Origin of the sequence: Aeromonas sp. ASNIH4, from assembly GCF_002934425.1 — a bacterium.
GTDB classification, from domain to species: domain Bacteria; phylum Pseudomonadota; class Gammaproteobacteria; order Enterobacterales; family Aeromonadaceae; genus Aeromonas; species Aeromonas hydrophila.
Genome location: NZ_CP026217.1, coordinates 271,388 through 289,720, shown reverse-complemented (window position 1 = coordinate 289,720; position 18,333 = coordinate 271,388). Strand labels below are relative to the sequence as shown.

Annotated in this window: 17 protein-coding genes; 7 read left to right on the top strand and 10 right to left on the bottom strand. The window is 65.1% G+C overall.

Annotation, left to right across the window (positions count from 1 at the left end):
- Window positions 1-42: 42 nt before the first annotated feature.
- The 7 genes from C2U40_RS01335 to C2U40_RS01305 form a co-directional block, all read right to left on the bottom strand.
- On the bottom strand, window positions 43-1,239 hold the full coding sequence (locus C2U40_RS01335) for a NupC/NupG family nucleoside CNT transporter (RefSeq protein ID WP_011704612.1): 1,197 nt from the start codon (window positions 1,237-1,239) through the stop codon (window positions 43-45).
- A 182-nt stretch (window positions 1,240-1,421) separates the two neighbouring features.
- The gene (locus C2U40_RS01330; protein ID WP_016349403.1) at window positions 1,422-2,357 is read right to left on the bottom strand and encodes a LysR family transcriptional regulator; all 936 of its coding nucleotides are present in this window, start codon (window positions 2,355-2,357) and stop codon (window positions 1,422-1,424) included.
- Window positions 2,358-2,439: 82 nt separating this feature from the next.
- On the bottom strand, window positions 2,440-2,955 hold the full coding sequence (locus tag C2U40_RS01325) for a glutathione peroxidase (RefSeq protein WP_103827828.1): 516 nt from the start codon (window positions 2,953-2,955) through the stop codon (window positions 2,440-2,442).
- 80 nt (window positions 2,956-3,035) lie between these two features.
- Complete coding sequence (locus C2U40_RS01320) at window positions 3,036-3,599, bottom strand: NnrU family protein (protein WP_103827829.1); 564 nt, start codon at window positions 3,597-3,599, stop codon at window positions 3,036-3,038.
- 210 nt (window positions 3,600-3,809) lie between these two features.
- Entirely contained in the window at window positions 3,810-4,943 is a 1,134-nt protein-coding gene (locus C2U40_RS01315) for a glycerate kinase (protein WP_039214270.1), read from the bottom strand.
- A gap of 9 nt (window positions 4,944-4,952) precedes the next feature.
- A complete protein-coding gene (locus C2U40_RS01310) occupies window positions 4,953-6,215 on the bottom strand; it encodes a GntP family permease (RefSeq protein ID WP_016349399.1) in 1,263 nt (420 codons plus the stop codon).
- A gap of 119 nt (window positions 6,216-6,334) precedes the next feature.
- The gene (locus C2U40_RS01305) at window positions 6,335-7,450 is read right to left on the bottom strand and encodes a sugar diacid recognition domain-containing protein (RefSeq protein ID WP_103827830.1); all 1,116 of its coding nucleotides are present in this window, start codon (window positions 7,448-7,450) and stop codon (window positions 6,335-6,337) included.
- Between the two features lie 321 nt (window positions 7,451-7,771).
- On the opposite strand from C2U40_RS01305, the gene C2U40_RS01300 reads away from it, so the two are divergent.
- From C2U40_RS01300 to C2U40_RS01275, 6 genes are all read left to right on the top strand, one after another.
- A complete protein-coding gene (locus C2U40_RS01300) occupies window positions 7,772-8,146 on the top strand; it encodes a YacL family protein (RefSeq protein WP_011704605.1) in 375 nt (124 codons plus the stop codon).
- Between the two features lie 63 nt (window positions 8,147-8,209).
- Window positions 8,210-8,503 carry a hypothetical protein gene (locus C2U40_RS01295; RefSeq protein WP_016349397.1) on the top strand — a complete coding sequence of 98 codons (294 nt, stop codon included), beginning with the start codon at window positions 8,210-8,212 and terminating at the stop codon, window positions 8,501-8,503.
- Between the two features lie 163 nt (window positions 8,504-8,666).
- On the top strand, window positions 8,667-9,497 hold the full coding sequence (locus C2U40_RS01290) for a CPBP family intramembrane glutamic endopeptidase (protein ID WP_103827831.1): 831 nt from the start codon (window positions 8,667-8,669) through the stop codon (window positions 9,495-9,497).
- Between the two features lie 238 nt (window positions 9,498-9,735).
- Window positions 9,736-11,295 (top strand): methyl-accepting chemotaxis protein, encoded by a 1,560-nt coding sequence (locus C2U40_RS01285; protein WP_103827832.1) that lies wholly within the window; start codon window positions 9,736-9,738, stop codon window positions 11,293-11,295.
- A gap of 204 nt (window positions 11,296-11,499) precedes the next feature.
- Window positions 11,500-12,816, top strand: coding sequence for a sphingomyelin phosphodiesterase (locus C2U40_RS01280; protein ID WP_103850978.1), 1,317 nt, complete (start codon window positions 11,500-11,502; stop codon window positions 12,814-12,816).
- A complete protein-coding gene (locus C2U40_RS01275) occupies window positions 12,813-13,601 on the top strand; it encodes a hypothetical protein (RefSeq protein WP_103828480.1) in 789 nt (262 codons plus the stop codon). The genes C2U40_RS01280 and C2U40_RS01275 overlap by 4 nt, the downstream gene beginning before the upstream one ends.
- A gap of 73 nt (window positions 13,602-13,674) precedes the next feature.
- Here the strand turns inward: C2U40_RS01275 and C2U40_RS01270 are convergent, their stop codons facing one another.
- Both C2U40_RS01270 and C2U40_RS01265 read right to left on the bottom strand, forming a co-directional pair.
- The gene (locus C2U40_RS01270) at window positions 13,675-15,168 is read right to left on the bottom strand and encodes an alkaline phosphatase D family protein (RefSeq protein WP_103828479.1); all 1,494 of its coding nucleotides are present in this window, start codon (window positions 15,166-15,168) and stop codon (window positions 13,675-13,677) included.
- 196 nt (window positions 15,169-15,364) lie between these two features.
- Entirely contained in the window at window positions 15,365-16,585 is a 1,221-nt protein-coding gene (locus C2U40_RS01265) for a DEAD/DEAH box helicase (protein ID WP_103828478.1), read from the bottom strand.
- 169 nt (window positions 16,586-16,754) lie between these two features.
- Between C2U40_RS01265 and C2U40_RS01260 the strand changes: the two genes are divergently transcribed.
- A complete protein-coding gene (locus tag C2U40_RS01260; RefSeq protein ID WP_103828477.1) occupies window positions 16,755-17,573 on the top strand; it encodes a transporter substrate-binding domain-containing protein in 819 nt (272 codons plus the stop codon).
- A 67-nt stretch (window positions 17,574-17,640) separates the two neighbouring features.
- Here C2U40_RS01260 and tpx read toward each other — a convergent pair whose 3' ends face one another.
- A complete protein-coding gene (tpx, locus tag C2U40_RS01255) occupies window positions 17,641-18,141 on the bottom strand; it encodes a thiol peroxidase (RefSeq protein ID WP_016349389.1) in 501 nt (166 codons plus the stop codon).
- Window positions 18,142-18,333 lie beyond the last annotated feature (192 nt).

Genomic DNA, 18,333 nt, shown 5'->3' with positions numbered 1-18,333 from the left:
CCGAAGCGGGCTCTGACCGGAAGGTGCTAGCTTCTGGGTCAATCAGAGGGCGAGGAACAAACCTGCCAGCGAGGCACTCATCAGGTTCGCCAGCACACCCGCCAGGATGGCGCGCATGCCGTAACGGGCGATGAAGGATTTGCGCTCCGGCACCATGGCACCCAGGCCGCCGATCAGGATCGCCATGGAGGAGATGTTGGCAAAACCACACAGGGCAAAAGTGACGATGGCCTTGCTCGACTCGCTCAGGGTCTGGTCCTGTACCAGGGCGATGAAGGCGACGAACTCGTTCACCACTATCTTGGTCCCGATCAGGGCGCCGGCAGCCTGAGCCTGCTCCCAGGGGATACCGATCAGCCAGGAGACAGGCGCAAACAGCCAGCCCAGAATGATCTGGAAGCTCAGCTCCAGCCCCACCAGGTCGCCGGCCCAGCCCAGCAGGCCGTTGAGCATGGCGATCACCCCGACGAACGCCAGCAGGGTGGCACCCACGGCAACCGCGATGTTGAGGCCGGACATGGCGCCATCGGCGGCCGCTTCAATCACGTTGGTGGCGCGCGGGATCACCACGTCCTGATGATGGTCCTGCTCTTCGGCGGCAGGCGGCACCAGGATCTTGGCCATGGCCAGACCGGCCGGTGCCGACATGAAGGCTGCCGCGATCAGGTATTTCAGCTCGACCCCGATGCTGGCGTAACCCACCAGGGTACCGCCGGCTACCGAGGCGAGGCCGCAGCTCATCACCGCGAAGAACTGGGAGTCAGACATCTTGGAGAGATAGGGTTTGACCACCAGCGGCGCCTCCACCATACCGACGAAGATGTTGGCGGTGGCGGAGAGGCTCTCGGCGCGGCCGGTGCCCAGCAGCTTCTGCAGGCCACCGCCGAGCAGGGCGATCACTTTCGGCATCAGGCCGATGTGGTAGAGGATGGCGATCACCGCGGAGAAAAAGATGATGACCGGGAGCACGTTGAAGGCAAAGATGAAGCCCAGCTTGAACTTGGCCAGATCACCGAACAGGAAGGCGATCCCCTCCTGACCGTAGCCTATCACGCTGCTGACGCTTTCGCTCACCCCGTTCAGCACGTGCTGACCGGCGGGCAGCCAGAGCACCAGGCCGGCGAAGAGGATCTGCAGGCAGAGGGCCAGGCCCACTGTTCGTAACGGGATACGACGACGATTATCAGAGCAGAGCGTGGCCACGGCCAGAATGCTCAGGATGCCGAGCAGGGCAATCATAGGGACTCCATCAGGTGGGACGAAAGATGGGCGCGGATTCTGCGCTCCCGGCCTCGCCACTGCAAGTCCACTTGGTTACAGCCCTGTTAGCAAAAACGTTTGCACGATACCGGTTGCGGCAACTGGCTGATTTGACTCGATTTTGGTTTCAAGCGAAAGCCAGTGTTCTTATGTGGAAACGATTATTCCTCGGTACCGGACAATTTGCCGCCGAGCCAGGGGGCCAGCCGCTGCTCCCAGTAGGGATTCGGACCGAAGCTCTCCTTGAGGAAGTCGATGAACAGCCGGATCTTGGGATCAAGGTGCTCGCGTCTGGCATAGACGGCGTGCACCGCCATCTTCTGGTTCGGCCGCCACTGGGGCAGCAGCGGGATCAGCTGACCGGACTGCAACTCCTTGTCCAGCAAATAGTTGGCCACGTAGGCGATGCCGAGCCCGGCCAGGGCGGCGTCGCGCACCGCCTCCGCCAGATCCACCCGGTAGTTGCCGGCCACCTGTACCGTTTGGCGCTCCTTGCCCTGGCGAAACGACCACTCGTGGTAGCGCCGCTCCCGACTCTGGTAGGTGATGCAGTTGTGCTGGGCCAGGTCTCTGGGATGCAGCGGGGTGCCATGGCTCAGCAGATAGTCCGGCGAGGCCACCAGCACGAAGTGAATGTCCGCCAGCCGCTGCCCCACCAGGGCCTCGGGTTTGTCCTCGTAGGTGGTGATCCAGAGATCCAGCCCCTCATCCACCAGGTTGGTGCGGTGATCGAACAGCGAGACCTCCAGCTCCAGCTCGGGGTAGCGATCCTGAAACGCCTTGAGGCGCGGGATCACGTGCAGCCGGCCGAAGGACTGGCCCACCCCCAGATGCAGGATGCCGCTCACCTTGCCGCGCCGCTCCGCCACCATGGAGTCTGCCTCCAGCGCCACCGCCACCAGGGCGCGGCAGTGGCGGGCATACTCCTGGCCAAGCTCGGTGAGGGAGAAGCGGCGAGTGGTGCGCTGCACCAGCTGGGCACCGAGCTCGGTCTCGAGCTGGGCCAGCTGCTTGCTGATGTGGGACTTGGAGACGCCGAGCCGTCGCGCGGCCGCCGAGATGCCCTGTTCACGGACCAGGGCATCGAAGATCACCATTTGGGGCAGACGTTGCAGCACGGGATTACCAGATAGGAAAGCGGGCCTCCATTATTCCAGAGCAGCCCGCAGCGGGGTAGGCCTAAAGACCGAGCGCCCGTTTGACCTCTTTTTGCAGGGGATCGTCGGCCGGATTCTGGTTCGCACCATAACTCGCGACCAGCTTGCCATCGCGCCCGATCAGGTACTTGTGAAAGTTCCAGCCCGGCGCCTCGCCCGCCGCCGCGGCCAGCCCCTTGTAGAGCGGGCTGGCATCGTCACCGCGCACCGCCAGCCGGTTGAACATGGGGAAGGTCACCCCGTAGTCACGGCGACATACGGCGGCTGTCTTGCCCTCATCCCCCGCCTCCTGCCAGAAGTCGTTGGAGGGGAAGCCGAGCACCACCAACCCCTTCTCCTTGTAGGTCTGGTAGAGCGCCTCCAGATCCCGAAACTGGCCGCGATAGCCGCAGTAGGAGGCGGTATTGACCACCAGTACCACCTTTCCCTCGGTCAGCTGGCAGAGATTGTGGCGCTGGGTGCTGTTGAGCTCCCGCATCTCCACGTTGAAGTAGTCCGGGCAGGCGGCGACGGCCGCCCCGGCCCCGAGTGTCAGCAACTACATGATCCATTTCATCGAGCGACTCCTGTCAGGCAGATGAGTGACATACGCGCGGGCACGCCGGCCGGTTCACCCGCTCAATAGAGGGGGATGCCGGTGAGCATGCCGTGCCCCCAGAAGATCAGCAGAGCCGTGAGCGCCAGCCCGGCCCCTACGCTGAGCCCGGTGCCATACCAGTTGGCCGCCGGACGGGGATGACGCTGCCAGTCCCGCACCGAAATCCAGACGATGCTCACCAGCGCCCACAGGCCGATGCCGCCAAACAGCACCAGGGAGCGGGCCTCGCTGTTGACCGCCAGGTGGGCACCGGCCCAGAGCAGGGTGCCGAGCAGCTGGGGATGCACCAGCCAGCGCCGCAGGTGGTTGGGCCCCTGGCCGGAGCAAAACAGGATCAGGGCGATGGGCATGACCACCATCATCAGGGTCGGTCCCCAGGCGGGCAGAAAATAGAGCGGCAGCGGGCTGGCGGTACGCCAGCCGGCGATGATGCAGGCGATGGCGATGAACACCAGCAACGAGAAGAGTCCCTTGTAGCGATTCTCCCCCAGCCGCTCGCGCAAACGGGCCCGATGGGCACCTGCGAAGCAGGGATAGAGGTGGATCAGGGTAAACAGCAGTACCCCCAGGGTCAGCAAGATCATGGGTTGCTCCTTGTACTATGGGGGATCACTATGCCGCAAAGTCGGCGGCCAGAATACAGAAACCGCAGAAAAGCACAGGCTATACAGCAGGATAATGAAAAAAGCCGATCATCTGATCGGCAAGGTGTTTCGGGCAGACCTGCAGCGGGGCAGGTCGTCACCGCGACACGGGGCGGGGTTGGCCGGCGCCAAGCACCGGCCAGAAGAGAGTCAGGGTCGCAGCAGATAGAGCGCCGCCACGTTGCGGGCCGTGAGCTGCAGGTTGGTGGTGGCGGTGGCCAGCGCCTCCGGCAGCGACATGGCGCGGTTGACCACAGCGAACACCGCATCCAGCCCGTGCTCGTGCACCACGCCGTAATCGTCGGTCAGGCAGCCCGCAATGCCGATCACCGGCTTGCCGAACTGCTTGGCGCAGCGTGCGACACCGATTGGCGTCTTGCCGTGGATGGTCTGGCTGTCGATGCGTCCCTCGCCGGTGATGACCAGATCCGCATCGGCCACCGCCTCGGCCAGTTTCAACGCCTCGATGACGATCTGGATGCCGGGTTTCAGTTCGGCGCCGAGCAAACCCACCAGGGCCGCCCCCATGCCACCGGCGGCGCCCGCCCCCGCAATCTCCTTCACCTGCTTGCCAAGCGCCTGCTCGATGCAGTCGGCGTAGTGGGCCAGATTGGCATCCAGCTGCGCCACCATCGCGGGGGTCGCCCCCTTCTGCGGACCAAACACGGCGGAGGCCCCTTTCGGCCCGCACAGCGGGTTGTCCACGTCACAGGCCACTTCGATGGTGATCTTGGCGAGGCGCGAATCGAGCCCGCTCAGATCGATGGTGGCCAGCTCGGCCAGACCGGCGCCGCCCGGCGCGATGGGAGTGCCATCGCGCTTGAGCAGCTTGCCGCCGAGCGCCTGGATCATGCCGGCACCGCCGTCATTGGTGGCGCTGCCGCCGATACCGAGGATCAGATGCTTCACCCCCATGTCGAGGGCCGCCAAGATCAGCTCGCCGGTACCGCTGCTCGAGGTGTGCAACGGATTGCGCAGCTCAGGCGCCACCAGATGCAGGCCGGAGGCCGCCGCCATCTCGATGACGGCGCGCTCGCCATCCCCCAGCAGACCGACAAAGCCCTGTACCTTGTTGCCAAGGGGAGCTGTCACGTAGAAGGGCAGAATGCGGCCACCGGTGGCGTCCACCAGGGACTGCACCGTCCCCTCGCCGCCATCCGCCATGGGCAGCTTGACGTAGGTGGCATCCGGCAACACCTGCTTGAATCCGGCCTCGATGGCATCGGCCACCGCCATGGCGCTGAGGCTCTCCTTGAATGAATCGGGGGCGATAACAATTTTCATATCAATTCCTTAGGCGAGGCCAAACACGCCGAACATCAGGGTGGAGACGGCGGCAATGGTCAGACCCACCGCGGTTTCGTAGGGGATGAGCTTGAGCCGCTCACCCACGCCCATGTGGACGCTGCCGCCGGTGGCATGGAAGAAGGAGCCGTGGGGCATGTGGTCGAACACGGTGGCACCGGCGTGGATCATGGCGGCCCCCGCCAGGCTGCTGATGCCAAGCTCTATCAGAGTGGAGCTGAACACGTTGGAGGCCACCACGGTACCGGCGGTGGTCGAGGCGGTCGCCAGCGACATCAGGGCACCGGAGATGGGGGCCAGCAGGTAGGAGGGCAGGCCGGAGGCGGTCAGGCCGCTGATCAGCACATCCTTGAGACCGGAGTTGGCGATGATGCCCGCCAGGGTACCGGTACCCAGCAGCATGATGGCCACCGGCGCCATGCGGGCGAGACCGGAGACCGCAAACTGGTTCACCTTGCTGAACTTGCCCATCATCAGGGCACCGACTAGGCCGCCGAGGGGCAGTGCAATGAGCGGGTCCACCACGATGCCGGCGATGGGGCGCAGGGCCAGCAGCAGGATGGCCACCAGCGGTGCACTGATGGCGGCGGCAAAGCCCGGCAGCTTGCTGCCATTGAAGCTCACCACCTCGTCGGCGGCGACCTTGCTGCCCTTGCTGTTGAGGCGCTTGGCCAGCCAGTAGGCCATCACCAGCCCGAACAGGCCCGGGATGATGCCGGCCGCCATCACCGAGGTGAGCGGCAGGTGGAAGGCATCGGCTGCCGCGATGGCGTTGGGGTTGGGAGACATGACGTTGCCCGCCTTGCCGCCACCGATCATCGCCAGCAGGATGGCCGCCTTGGAGAGGTCGGCACGGCGGGCGATGGCCAGCGCAATGGGGGCGACCGTGATGACGGCCACGTCCACGAACACGCCGACCGCGGTCAGGATCAGGGTCGCCAGTGCCAGCGCCAGCAGGGCGCGGGTCTCGCCCAGCTTCTTGACGATGGTCTCGGCGATGGTGGTGGCGGCGCCCGATTCGATCAGCACGCCGGCCAGCACGCCCGCCGCCAGGATCCGCATCACCGCCGTGGTGATCCCCTGAGCACCGCCGATCATCAGGGCGACGGTCTGGGTCAGATCGGCGCCGCCGATCAGGCCGCCGGCCAGGGCGCCGACGATCATGCCGTAAGCGGGCGGCACCTTCTTCAGGATCAGGAAGATGGCGATGGAGAGCGCGGCGAGAGCGCCGAGCGCGGATACAGGGATCATGACGGGCACCTTTCAAATGAGTGAGTGGTGGCCATTATGGTGATCCGGGATCGGAATGCTTTGGTCAAAAAACCAAATATCAGCTTTATAAAACGTAACTTTCTGTATGAATGAACAAATCAGCTGTCGAGGTTGAGCCCAAGATAGAGCAGGAACTTGTCATCTAACTTGTTGAAATTCAACCCGGTTATCTGCTCAATCCGGGTCAGCCGATAGCGCAGGGTATTGGGGTGGATGAACAAGGCTTCGGCGCAGGGATGCAGATCACAATCCTGCAAGAAATATTGGCGCAGCGTCTTCTGCAGCGTTCCCTTTGTGTCCTCCTGCGCCAGCTTGTGCAGCGGGGCCCGCAGCTGATCCGCCTGCCAGGAGTCAGCCAGACTACCGAGCAGCACCGGCAGCCGGTAATCCTCGAAGAAATAGACCTGCTTGCGCGGCGCCTGCCGCATGCCACGGCGCAAGGTGTCCCGCGCCGTCTGGTAGGAACGCGCCAGCCCGCCGGTGCCGGCGAAGTAATCACCCACCCCGATGCGCACCCGAAAGTGAGGAATGCGGGCCAGCAACTGCTTGATGCGGCTGCGCTCCTGCGCCGACTGCCAGATGCCGTCGCTGAGCTGGGCCGGCTTGAGCACCACTATCTCGTCCAGGCCGTTGATGGCCACCAGGTTGTCCCGCTCCGGGTTTTCCAGCAGATGCACCAGCTCCCGCAGCCGGGCCGGGTCGGCCTCCTCCAGCGCCAGCACCGCCACCACCCGCGGCTGGGCCAGATCCAGCCCGAGGAAACGGGCCGCCTGCTGCAGCTGATCTTCCCGCCCTTCACCACGGATGAGCTGCAGTACCAGCTCCTCCTTGTGGCGCTTGTCCCACTGCAGCTGCTCGGTGAGCGCCGCCTGCTCCAGAATGAGCTCGGCGGTCATGCGTACCAGCTCGGCGTAAGCACGAACTTCGTCCGGATCGCCCGAAATGCCGATGACCCCGAGCAGCTCCCCCTGATAGGCGATGGGCAGGTTGATGCCGGGGCGCACCCCCTTGAGCTCGCGGGCGGTGGCGTCGCTGATCTCCACCACCCGGTTTTCGGTCAGCGCCAGCACGGCCCCCTCATGACGCTGATGGAGCCGCTCCGGGTTGCCGGACGCGATGATCAGGCCGCGCTCGTCCATCACGTTGACCGAAAAAGAGAGGATCTTCATCGCCCGACTGACAATCTGCCGTGCGAGGGTGTCATTGAGCTGCATAGGTACTCCGCTGAACGAAACGGGAATAGCCTGAGGCGATGATGAGCCGCTGTGGCTCGTCCATCACGTTGGCCCAAGAAGAGAGGATCTTCATCGCTCGACTGACTATCTGGCGCGCGAGGGTATCGTTTAGCTGCATCACATCTCCAAAGCGGGGGCCGGACCGGCCACAAAGCGCCGGTAGCGGGGCAAAGATGCCACATCTTCAAGACAAGCGAGGGGGGGCTCGCTAGAATAGGCCACTTTACGCTATATGCGCCCCGCCATGGAGCAGGATTTGACCTGCCCATGACGACTCACCCTTCCGCTATGGACTGAACTATGGATTATGAATTTCGCCGCGATCCGTTCGGCGGTTATCGCGCCCGGTTCTCCATGGGCCATGAGGCCATCGGCCAGTGGCTGATCGACGAAGTGGGCAAGGACGAGGAGAAACTCGACGAGCTGTTCGCCATCATCGATCAGCTCTCCAGCCGGACTCGCGTCGAATACCGGCTGCTGGGCGGCGACTACTCCCTGCTGCTGACCCACGAGGAAGCCGAGGTGAAAGCCAACGTCCTCAATATCGAGCAGGATGAGGATCTCGACGATCTCGCCTACTACGATGATGAACAGCTGGCCATGTGCGGGCTGGAAGATTTTGCCCAGGTGCTCGGCTCCTGGCGCGCCTTTATCCGCAACGAGGATATGGGCTGATCGACCCCTCTGAAAAACGACATCGGGCAACCATGCCCCATTGCCTAACCAACAGGATTGACTATGTCTATTTACGATTTTGATGACGAGCTGCCGGAAGAAGACGAGCAGGAACAACCGAAAAAAGCCGCCCCTGCCAAGAAGAAAGGCAAGCAGGTGCTGAACACCCAGGTCAACCTGAGCCCGCGCGATGCCAGCCGTCTGAACGGTATGCACGTCGAAGCCATCGCCACCCTGGACGACGTCAGCCTGCCGAAGAATGTAATCTTCAAAGCTGGCCTCATCGCCCTGGGCGAGCTGGAAGCCAGCAAGCGTGCCGACATCATTGCTCGGGTGATCGCCGAATCCGGCCGCTGAGACGCCTTGTCACCCTTGTCAAAACCGGAGCCCAGCTCCGGTTTTTTTATGGCCGCGCGCCCTGGCAGCCAGCCGAACACGGGATCCGACCAGCTTATTAAGCCTTGTCTCATGGGATGTCCCATTGTTAAGGTGCGGGACTTTCATCGGCCTTGGAGACTCAATGTTACCTCTACCTGATTCACTCATCTGGGGAGCACTGGCGCTGGCCGTCTTGCTCTGTCTGGCCCGGCAACGGCTGCCCGGCTTCATCATGCTGGCCGTCGCTCTGCTGGCGGCTCTCGGCCTCGGCCACCTGAGCCCAGTCGCCCTGCTGGCCAGCGCGGCGGGCCTGCTGCTGGCCTGGCGTACCCCCTCCCTGCCCCAGCCCTGGCGCGCCGTCGCCCTGGGCGCCGTGCTGCTGTGGGCGGTGGCGCTGATGCTGCACCTCATCCCCGGCTTCACCAACCTGAAGGTGCTGGATCAGGTGCGGGCCGGCCCCGCCAGCGTGCCGTTCAACATGTACCTCAACCTGGACAAGCCGCTGGTCTTCTTCGGTCTGCTGCTGGCCTGGCCCGCCTTGCTGGGCCCGGGCGGTGCCATTCAGTGGCGCAGGCTGGCACTGCTGCTGTTGCCGCTGGCGGCCCTGCTGATCGCCGCCTGGCAGCTGGGGGCCCTCAAGCCCGAGGTGGGCCTGCCCGGCTGGTGGTGGCTGTTTGCCATCAACAACCTGCTGTTCACCTGCGTGGCGGAAGAGGCGCTGTTTCGCGGCTTCCTGCAGCAGGGGATCGCCGCACACAGCCGGTGCTGGCTTGGGGTGCTGGTAGCCAGCCTGCTGTTCGGTGCCGCCCACCTGGCCGGAGGCCCGCTGCTGGTGCTGTTCGCCGCGCTGGCGGGGGCCTGCTATGGCCTGGCCTTCCTGCTGAGCGGGCGCCTCAGCGTCGCCATCGCGATCCACTTCCTGTTCAACTTCGCCCACCTGGCCCTCTTTACCTACCCGCTGGCCAGCCGCTGATCCCGGGCGCCCCCAACGGGGCGCCTGCAACCTCTGCCCCCCCTTGGTGCACGCCAACCCCCCTTTGCCATCCGCCTGCGCAGATGCACCTTTCATTTGCACTATTTAGCTAAGCGAGAGTGGCGATTAATTGACCCAAGCCAAGATAGCGCGCTTGCTGCCCCCTAGAATGGGCCGGTAACAATCACAAAAAATAAAAACAAATCTATCAGTTACTTGGCTCAATCAGGATGCACTCATGACCACAACCCAACGGGAGGGGGAGATACGTTTCCCCGACCACCTGTCACTGATCTCGACGACCGACCCCGCCAGCCACATCACCTACGCCAACCAGCACTTCTGTGACGTGGCCGGTTATCACCCCGCCGAAATGGAGGGGGTGCCCCACAATCTGGTACGCCACCCCGACATGCCCAAGGCCGCCTTTGCCGACATGTGGCAGCGGCTGCGCCAGGGCAAAAGCTGGATGGGGCTGGTGAAGAACCGCGCTAAGAGCGGCAAGTTCTACTGGGTCAACGCCTATGTCACTCCCATCCTCAACGAGCAGCGACAGATCATCGAGTACCAGTCGGTGCGCACCCGCCCGAGCGAACACGACATCGCCTGGGCGGAGCAGCTCTACGCCCGCATCCGGGCAGGCAAGACGCTGCCCTGGCTGAGCCGGCTCACCCTCGAACCCGGTCTGCTCACCCTGCTGCTGTCGGGCGGCGCCCTGCTCACCCTGCTGGCGGCCACCATCAGCGGCCATCCGCTGTGGGGGGCGCCAGGCGCACTGGCCCTGCTGGCCCAGATGCTGCACGGCTGGCGCCTGCAGCAGCGGCTCAACCGGCTGGCCCGCACCGCCGGCGAAGAGATGGGCACCCCGCTTTGCCAGGTGCTCTACACCAGGCGGCGGGACACCCTGGCAGCCCTGGAGCTGGCGCTGCGCATGAAGCGGGCCGAGCTCAAGGCGGTGGTGGGGCGCAGCGCCGACACCAACCAGCAGATCCTGCAGGCCGCCGAGGATGACAGGGGCAATATCCAGACCATAGATACCCACCTGCAGCAGCAGCGGGCCCAGAGCGAGCAGCTGGCCGCCGCCATCACCGAGCTCAGCCACTCCATTCGCGACGTGGCGAGCAACGCCCATCAGGCCAGCGAACTGGTGGGCGAGGTGCAGCAGGTCTCCGCCGAGGGGTTGCGGGCGCTGGCCACCACCCAGTCTTCGGTCGATCAGCTCCATCACGAGCTCGACGCCAACCACGCCGTGCTGGCCCGACTGACCGGCGACAGCCAGAAGATCAGCGGGATCCTGGAGGTGATCAGCCAGATCGCCGATCAGACCAACCTGCTCTCCCTCAACGCGGCCATCGAGGCGGCACGGGCCGGCGAGCAGGGACGCGGCTTTGCGGTGGTGGCCGACGAGATCCGGGCGCTGGCCCAGAAGACCCGCAGCTCCACCGGCGAGATCAACGAGATGATCCAGGCGCTGCAGCAGACGACCCGTCAGCTGGCCGACGGCATGAGCCAGGGCGCCCAGACCTCGGACCGCTGCCAGCAGCACGTGGGGACCACCGCCGAGGTACTCAACCAGATCAACCGCATGCTGGCCCGGGTCACCCATACCAGCGACGAGATTGCCCAGGCCGTCAGCCAGCAGGCAGATGTCACCAGCACCCTGGACAAGGGCATCCACCAGATCCACCAGCTGGCCAGCCACACCGCCGACAATAGCCGCCAGGCCCTCGACGGCATCACCCTGCTGGTGGAGCGGCTGCATGCCCTCTCCCGCCTGATCAACCAGTTCCAGCACTGACCGCCTTGCAGGGGCGTGCCGCCCGGCACGCCCGCTTCACCTCGTTCTACCCCCTCCCGCCCCTGTCGGCCACTCCAACCCCATGGGTTAACACCTCCCCATATGGGGCCTTTCATTTATTTGTAACAAAAATGTAAATGAAATGACCTCTGTGCCCGCCATAACAGTCACTTTCCAGCGTGCCTCCACCAGAAGGACTTCATGATGCACAAACCCCTCAGTTATGCCGCCCTGCTGCTGGCCAGCCAGTTTCCGCTGCAGGCGCTGGCCGACACCGATGTCTACCTCACCAACAACAGCCCGGATCCGGTCCAGCTGGAGATCCGCCAGAGCGGCTCCGGCCAGCTGCAGGCCGGCAACCAGTGGCTTCAGCACAGAACCGAGCTGGGCCCCTGGGAGAGCGCCATGGTGCTCAGCTTCAACCGCTACGAGGGGGTGAAGGCGGGCAAGAGCTATCTGTTCGAAACCCGGGTCACCACTCCCGGCGGCGACACCTATCGCCTCAACCAGAAGATGGAGGGCACCTGGTGGAACAGCACCCTGCAACACGGCGGCGAGACGCCGGCAGACAACTCCGGCTGGCAGAGCGATCGCACCATCCACCGCCTGAGCGGGCCGCAGGAGCTGGCCTTTGCTGCCAAGTTCACCGGCCGCTACGACGATCTGCACTATATGCTCACTCCGCCACAAAAGCGGGAGCAACCGGAACCGGCGGAGAGCAAGCTCAAGGTGGCCAGCTATAACGTCTGGGCGCTGCCGGTGATCGCCTCCAGCATCGGCGAGCGACTGGCGCTGCTGCCCGAGTACCTCAAGGGTTATGACGCCCTGCTGTTGCAGGAGGTGTTCGATGGCCATCGCGAGGGCTTCCTGCAGGCACTGGCCAAGGAGTACCCGTACCAGACCAGGGTGCTCGACAAGCCGGGGGTCAACATCCACGACGGCGGCGTGGTGATCGTCAGCCGCTATCCCATAGTGCGCGAGGCCCAACTGGTCTATCCCCAGTGCACCGGCACCGACTGCTTCGCCGACAAGGGGGTGATGTATGCGGAGGTGATCAAGGGGGGCAAGGCCTGGCACCTGTTCGCCACCCACACCGCCAGCTTCGACACCGACGAGGCGCGCCGGCTGCGCCAGATCCAGTTCGGCCAGATCCGCACCCTGGCCGCCAGCCTGAAGATCCCCGCCAGCGACACCGTCATCTACGGCGGCGACTTCAACGTCAACAAGCGCAAGTTTGCCGACGACTACGCCGGCATGCTGGCCAATCTCAACGCCGACGAGCCGGGTTATGGCGGCTACACCGAGGCCACCTTCGATCCCAGGATCAACCCCTATGCCGGCGGTCCGCTCTCCGGCGGTGCCAACGTGGAGTACCTCGACTATCTGGTGGTGAGCCGGGAATACGGCGCCGTGCGCCACAACCTCAACAGCGTCTGGATCCCGCGCAGCAGCGATGGCAGCTTCTGGCCCGCCAGCAACCTCTCCGATCACTTCCCGGTCAAGGGAGAGATCAGCCGATGAAGCGCCGCTACGGCTTGCTGGCACTGGCGGTGCTGGCCTTGTTGCTGCTCAACCTAAGCTGGCAGGAGGCGCCAACGCGGCCGACACACACCGGCCAGAGCGCTCAGCCAGCCACCGCAGCGGCGCCACAGACACAGCCGCCACTGGCCCCCGCTAGCGGCCCGGTTGCCGCCACCGCCGTACCAGCCGGCCCTGCGCCTGCGCCTGCCAGCTGGCGCGAGCTGCCGGACGAGATGAACCGGCAGCTCGCCAGCGAGGTGAGCGACAGCGAGCAGCCGCTGGCCGAGCGGCTCGCCAATCTGGAGGCGATAGAGGCCCAATGGCTGAGCGAGGGGGAGAGCCTGTTTCGGCTGCAGGGGCGCTACGCCCTGGCACTCGAGCAGCTGGCGCAGGAGCTCGAGCAGCTGCCGCTGGCCGAGCGACTGGCCGCCCTCACCCGCTTGCAGGATGAGTGGGCGGCGGATCATCCAGATCTGGCGGCCGAACTGTTCAACCCGGCTGCCCGCTTGCAGCAGGCGCGCCAGCTGTGGGGGGACGAGGAACTGACGACTCTGGCCCACCACTTCCTGCCGGCCGGGCAGGCCGAAGCGACCGTGCAGTTTGCCGCCAGCCGACAGCAGCAGCTGGCGCAGCGCAGCCACTACCAGCAGCAGCTGACCGAGCTGGAGCAGCAGTTGGCGGCCAGTCGGGGCAACATGGACGAGGCAAGCTGGCAGCAGCACAGGGAGGCGGTACTCGGCCAGTTTCGGCGCGACTTCTTCGCCCAGACGCCGGAGCAGCCCTGAACAGACTACGGCTCGGGGGCTCTGACCCCTACAAGAAAAAGGGCCCGTCAGGGCCCTTCGCATTTTCCCGCCATCAGGCCAGCGGGTAACTGGCCGCCAGCCCGTTCTCGCAATGCCAGTTGGCCCACAGCTTGTTGTCGGTGCCCATCAGCAGGGTGGCAAAGTTGCGGGTACGTAGGTAGACGGGGGCGCCGAACGGCTTGATAAGCTCGGCGCGGATCAGCCGGTTCTCGTCGAGGTATTCGGCATCGTCGTTGGTCATGGCGAGGATCCCCATCCACTGGAACTGGGTGGGACAGGGGTGGACGATACCGGAGGAGACCAGCTGGTGCACGTTGAGCACCCCGTCCCGCTTGTCCTGGATCACCCCGAGGCAGCCCACGTGCACGTCGCCGGAGAGGATCAGGGTCTTGCAGCCAGCATCCTTCTGGCGCCGGATCCTGGCATTGTCCAGCAGCCGCATGATGAGCCGGGCCCGCTCCCCCTGATGGTCCTTGGCCCGCCAGTGATCCTTGAGATCGTCGGTCAGCTCCTCCTCCCAGGGGGTGGCATCCAGCGCCGCCTCGGTGAAGGAGAAGTCACGATAGACCACGGGCACCCCCGCCAGCACCAGCAGGTGGCCCGCATCGCAGGCGGCCAGCGCGTCGTTGATCTGATCCCACTGGGACGGGCTCATCACCTGGGCGCGGGTCCGGTTGGCCCGGTTGTCCAGCGCCAGGATCTGGTAGCCCCGAAAACTGAGCCGCCAGGAGTGGTGGCCCAGCTTGACCGGGTCCAGCAGGGAGACGTTGGCAACGGAGCGCAGCTGGAACAGCCGGAAATAGCGGGACGCGGCGGCATAGATGACCCGGTAGACGTCGCAGCCCTGCAGATTGTCTGGCGACTCGGGATAGCTGCCCCAGCCATCGAAGATGTCGTGGTCATCCCACATCATGGCGCTCGGGATCCGGGCCAGCAGGCGCGCCACCTCGGGCCGCCCCCACTGCTTGCAGTAGAGATCGCAGTAGAAGCGATCGAGCTGCTCTTCCATGGTGCGAGTCGCCTTGCGTTTGACCTTCTCCGCCATGTCCAGCTCGTTCCAGGCCTTGAGGCTGGGCACCGTGGTCCAGAGGGAGTCGGCATAGACCTGATCGCCCCCCATCAGCAGCAGCGAGAAGGGGTGCGTCGCGTGCTCGGCAGCCAGCTTGTCCCACATCACATAGGGCTGCGGGGTGGAGGTGAGCAGCTTGAAGTCGGAAAAACCGTTGCAGGAGGCGTACCCGATGCGCACCCGCTCCGCCGACCCAGGCAGATGAAACTGCCAGCGATCCCCACCGGCCAGATCCCGGGCGGGCTCCCCGTCCAGTAGGATCTGGTACTCCACGCTCGAACCCGCCTCGGCCGGAGTCGCCGTCCAGCTGACCCGCCAGAAGCCACCCCTGGGGGTATCCGCCTGCTTGCCGGCAGCCAGCAGGCTGCCGTTGATCCTGACCCCGGCGCCCTTGCAGCCGGGCCCTGCCAGAAAACAGATGCTGTATTGCGTCTCCGCTTCGAGCCCCAGCAGGGGCCCCATCACCAGACTCGCCATTGCCTATCCCTCCGTGGTTGAACCCATGGAGCATAGTGAAACGGGCGTCCTTTGGTACTGCCCAAGCGGGCAGTCCATCTTGGGTCAGGCTTGTCCTAGCCCTTGCTCTTGAACTGTTTCGCGCTGCGTTTGGCCTAGGTACGACGTTGTGATCACCTTGTTTGTCGCGAAACGGAGCAAGGCGGCAGCAATGACCTCAGCCCTTGCTCTTGAACTGCTTGGCGCTGCGTTTGGCCTGGGTGCGGCGATTGGCCTGTTTGTCGCGAGGCGCGCGCTTACCCTCCCCGCTGGCTGGCTGATCGGTGACCGGGAAGCCGGCGAGCTCGGCCAGCGGCAGCTCGCGGCCGGTGAGGGTGCGGATCGCCGCCAGGGTGTCGGCCTCGCCATGGCAGGTGAGCGAGATGGCGAGCCCGCTGCGTCCGGCCCGGGCGGTGCGGCCGATGCGGTGCACGTAGACGGGAGCGCTGGCGGGCAGATCCAGGTTGATCACCAGCGGCAGCGCCTCCACGTGAATGCCGCGCGCCATCAGATCGGTGGCCACCAGCACTCGCACCTTGCCCGCCTTGAAGTCGCCGAGCGCCTGCTCGCGCACCGCCTGCTCCTTCTCGCCGTGCAGCGCCGCCACCGCGATGCCCGCCTTGGCCAGCTTGCGGGCCACCCCGTCGGCGTCGTCCCGCGCGCTGATGAAGACCAGCACCTGCGGCCACTCGTGGGCCTTGAGCAGGCTGATGAGCGCCGGCACCTTGCTGCTCTTGTTGACCAGATAGAGGCGTTCCTCGATGTCGTCGGCCACGCTGTTGCGGGGATCCGCCTCCACCCGCACCGGCTCGGTCAGCAGACCGGTCGCCAGCGCATCCAGCTCGGCCGGCAGGGTGGCCGAGAACAGCAGGGTCTGACGCTCGACCGACATGGCATTCAGCAGCCACTGGATATCGGGCCAGAAGCCCATCTCCAGCAGCCGATCCGCCTCGTCCAGTACCAGATGGCGCAGCTGGCTCAGTCCCAGCAGTTGCTGGGCCAGCAGATCCCGCAGCCGCCCCGGGGTCGCCACCAGCAGTTGCGGCCCCAGCGCCAGTTCGGCCTGTTGCAGCTCCTGCGCCACCCCGCCGCACAGGGTCACCAGCCGCAGACCCAGACCGGCGGTCGGCCCCTGCAACGCCTCGCTCACCTGCACCGCCAGCTCGCGGGTCGGCACCAGCACCAGCCCCTGCACCCGATCGCTGGCCGGATCGAGGCGCTGCAGCAGCGGCAGGCCGAATGCCAGGGTCTTGCCGCTGCCGGTGCGGGCCAGCGCCAGCAGATCCCGACCCGCCAGCGCGGCGGGAATGGCCAGTTGCTGCACCCGGGTCGGGTACTTGAGGTCGGCGGGCAAGGTCGCCAGCAGGGCGGGGGCGAGGGCAAGTTCATCAAAAGTCATGGGGCTACGCAGCTATCGACAGAATAGGGAGGTGGGGGCGAAGTCTAGTGAGCGGCCGACCATAAGTAAAATCCCATCCATCGCGGCCACTGGCCCGCACCCGGCCCGCCATGCGCAAAGCGGGCCTGACTACACTTCAGGGAACCTCCCCCGGGGACGTGACCAGACCATGACCAGACATCCCTCTCTGCTGCTGTTGCTGCTGCTTTGCCTGACGGGGCTGACCAGCCTCAGCCTCTCCCGCGCCGACACGGCTGTCGCTCCCGCCGCCAAACCGGTACGCATCCTCAACGCCCACCTCGGCGAGTTGCCGGGGCTCATCAACGCCGACAAGACCGGCCCCTTCGTCGATCTGGTGCGCGCCATCGATGATCTCTACCCCGAAGTGAGCATCCGGATCACCATCTACCCCCTCGCCCGGGCCATGGCCGGGGTGATCGCCGGCACCGCCGACTTCAGCCTGCCCGCCATCCGCAATCTGCAGGATGCCGACCTGCTGCCCTATCGCTTCAGCACCCGCAGCTTCGGCAAGGTCACCCACGTGCTCTACAGCAATACCGACCACCTCATCACCCCCGACATGGCCTACGGCATAGTGCCCACCAAGCGGGATCTGCTGATCGAGGCGACCCCCGGCTTTCTGCCCATTCCGCTGCAACGGTCGATGAGCATAGAGCAGTCCCTGCGCAAGCTCTCGCGCGGACGCATCGACGCCTTCATCTGGGCCCAGGAGGAGGCCGACCTGATGCTGCGCCAGCTCAAGCTGACCAACATTCACCGGGAGCACCTGGGGGATTTCGAGGATGTCTTCATCATCGCCAAGGGGCCTGCCGGGGATGAAACGGATCGTTTCCTCGGCGAGGCGATCGACCGACTCGCCGCCTCCGGCAAACTGGCAGAGATCTACTCAAGGCTGCACCGCCCCTATGTCGAGTGGCAACCCCACCCCGACCCCCTGCCGGCCGCTGATGGCAACAAGACGCCCTGACGGCGACCACCCATAAAAAAATCCCGCCGGGGCCATGCCCCGGCGGGATTATTGTCAGTCTGCCTGCTTACAGTACAGCCAGGGCGGCGGCGTAGTTCGGCTCGTCGGCGACTTCGGCCACCAGCTCGCTGTGCAGCACCTTGTTCTCTTCATCCAGCACCACGATGGCGCGGGCAGCCAGACCCACCAGCGGGCCGGAGGAGAAGGCCACGCCGTAGTCCTGCAGGAAGGCGGCACCACGCAGGGTGGAGAGGGTCACTACCTTGTCCAGCCCTTCGGCGCCGCAGAAGCGGGACTGGGCGAACGGCAGGTCGGCGGAGATGCACAGCACCACGGCGTTGTTCAGCGCGCTGGCCTGCTCGTTGAACTTGCGCACGGAAGTGGCACAGGTCGGGGTATCGACGCTCGGGAAGATGTTCAGGATCTTGCGCTGACCGGCGAAGCTTGCCAGGGTCAGATCGGAGAGATCCTTGGCCACCAGGGAGAACGGCTTGGCCTGCTCGCCGGCAACCGGGAAGTGACCGGCGACGGAGACGGGGTTGCCTTGCAGGGTAACGGAATTGCTCATGTTATGTCCTTGATTATCGAGGGAGGATCAGGCCCTCCAGTATAGGCCCGCCGGGCGGGGACAAACACCCGCCAACCACAGGGATATCACCTCTGCCGGCAGCCTGCAGCGAGGAGCGGGAGAAAGGGGCTTGACCTTGGACTTAACACCAAGGTTTACACTCGGCTCAGTTATCGAAGATCTCGCACCGGC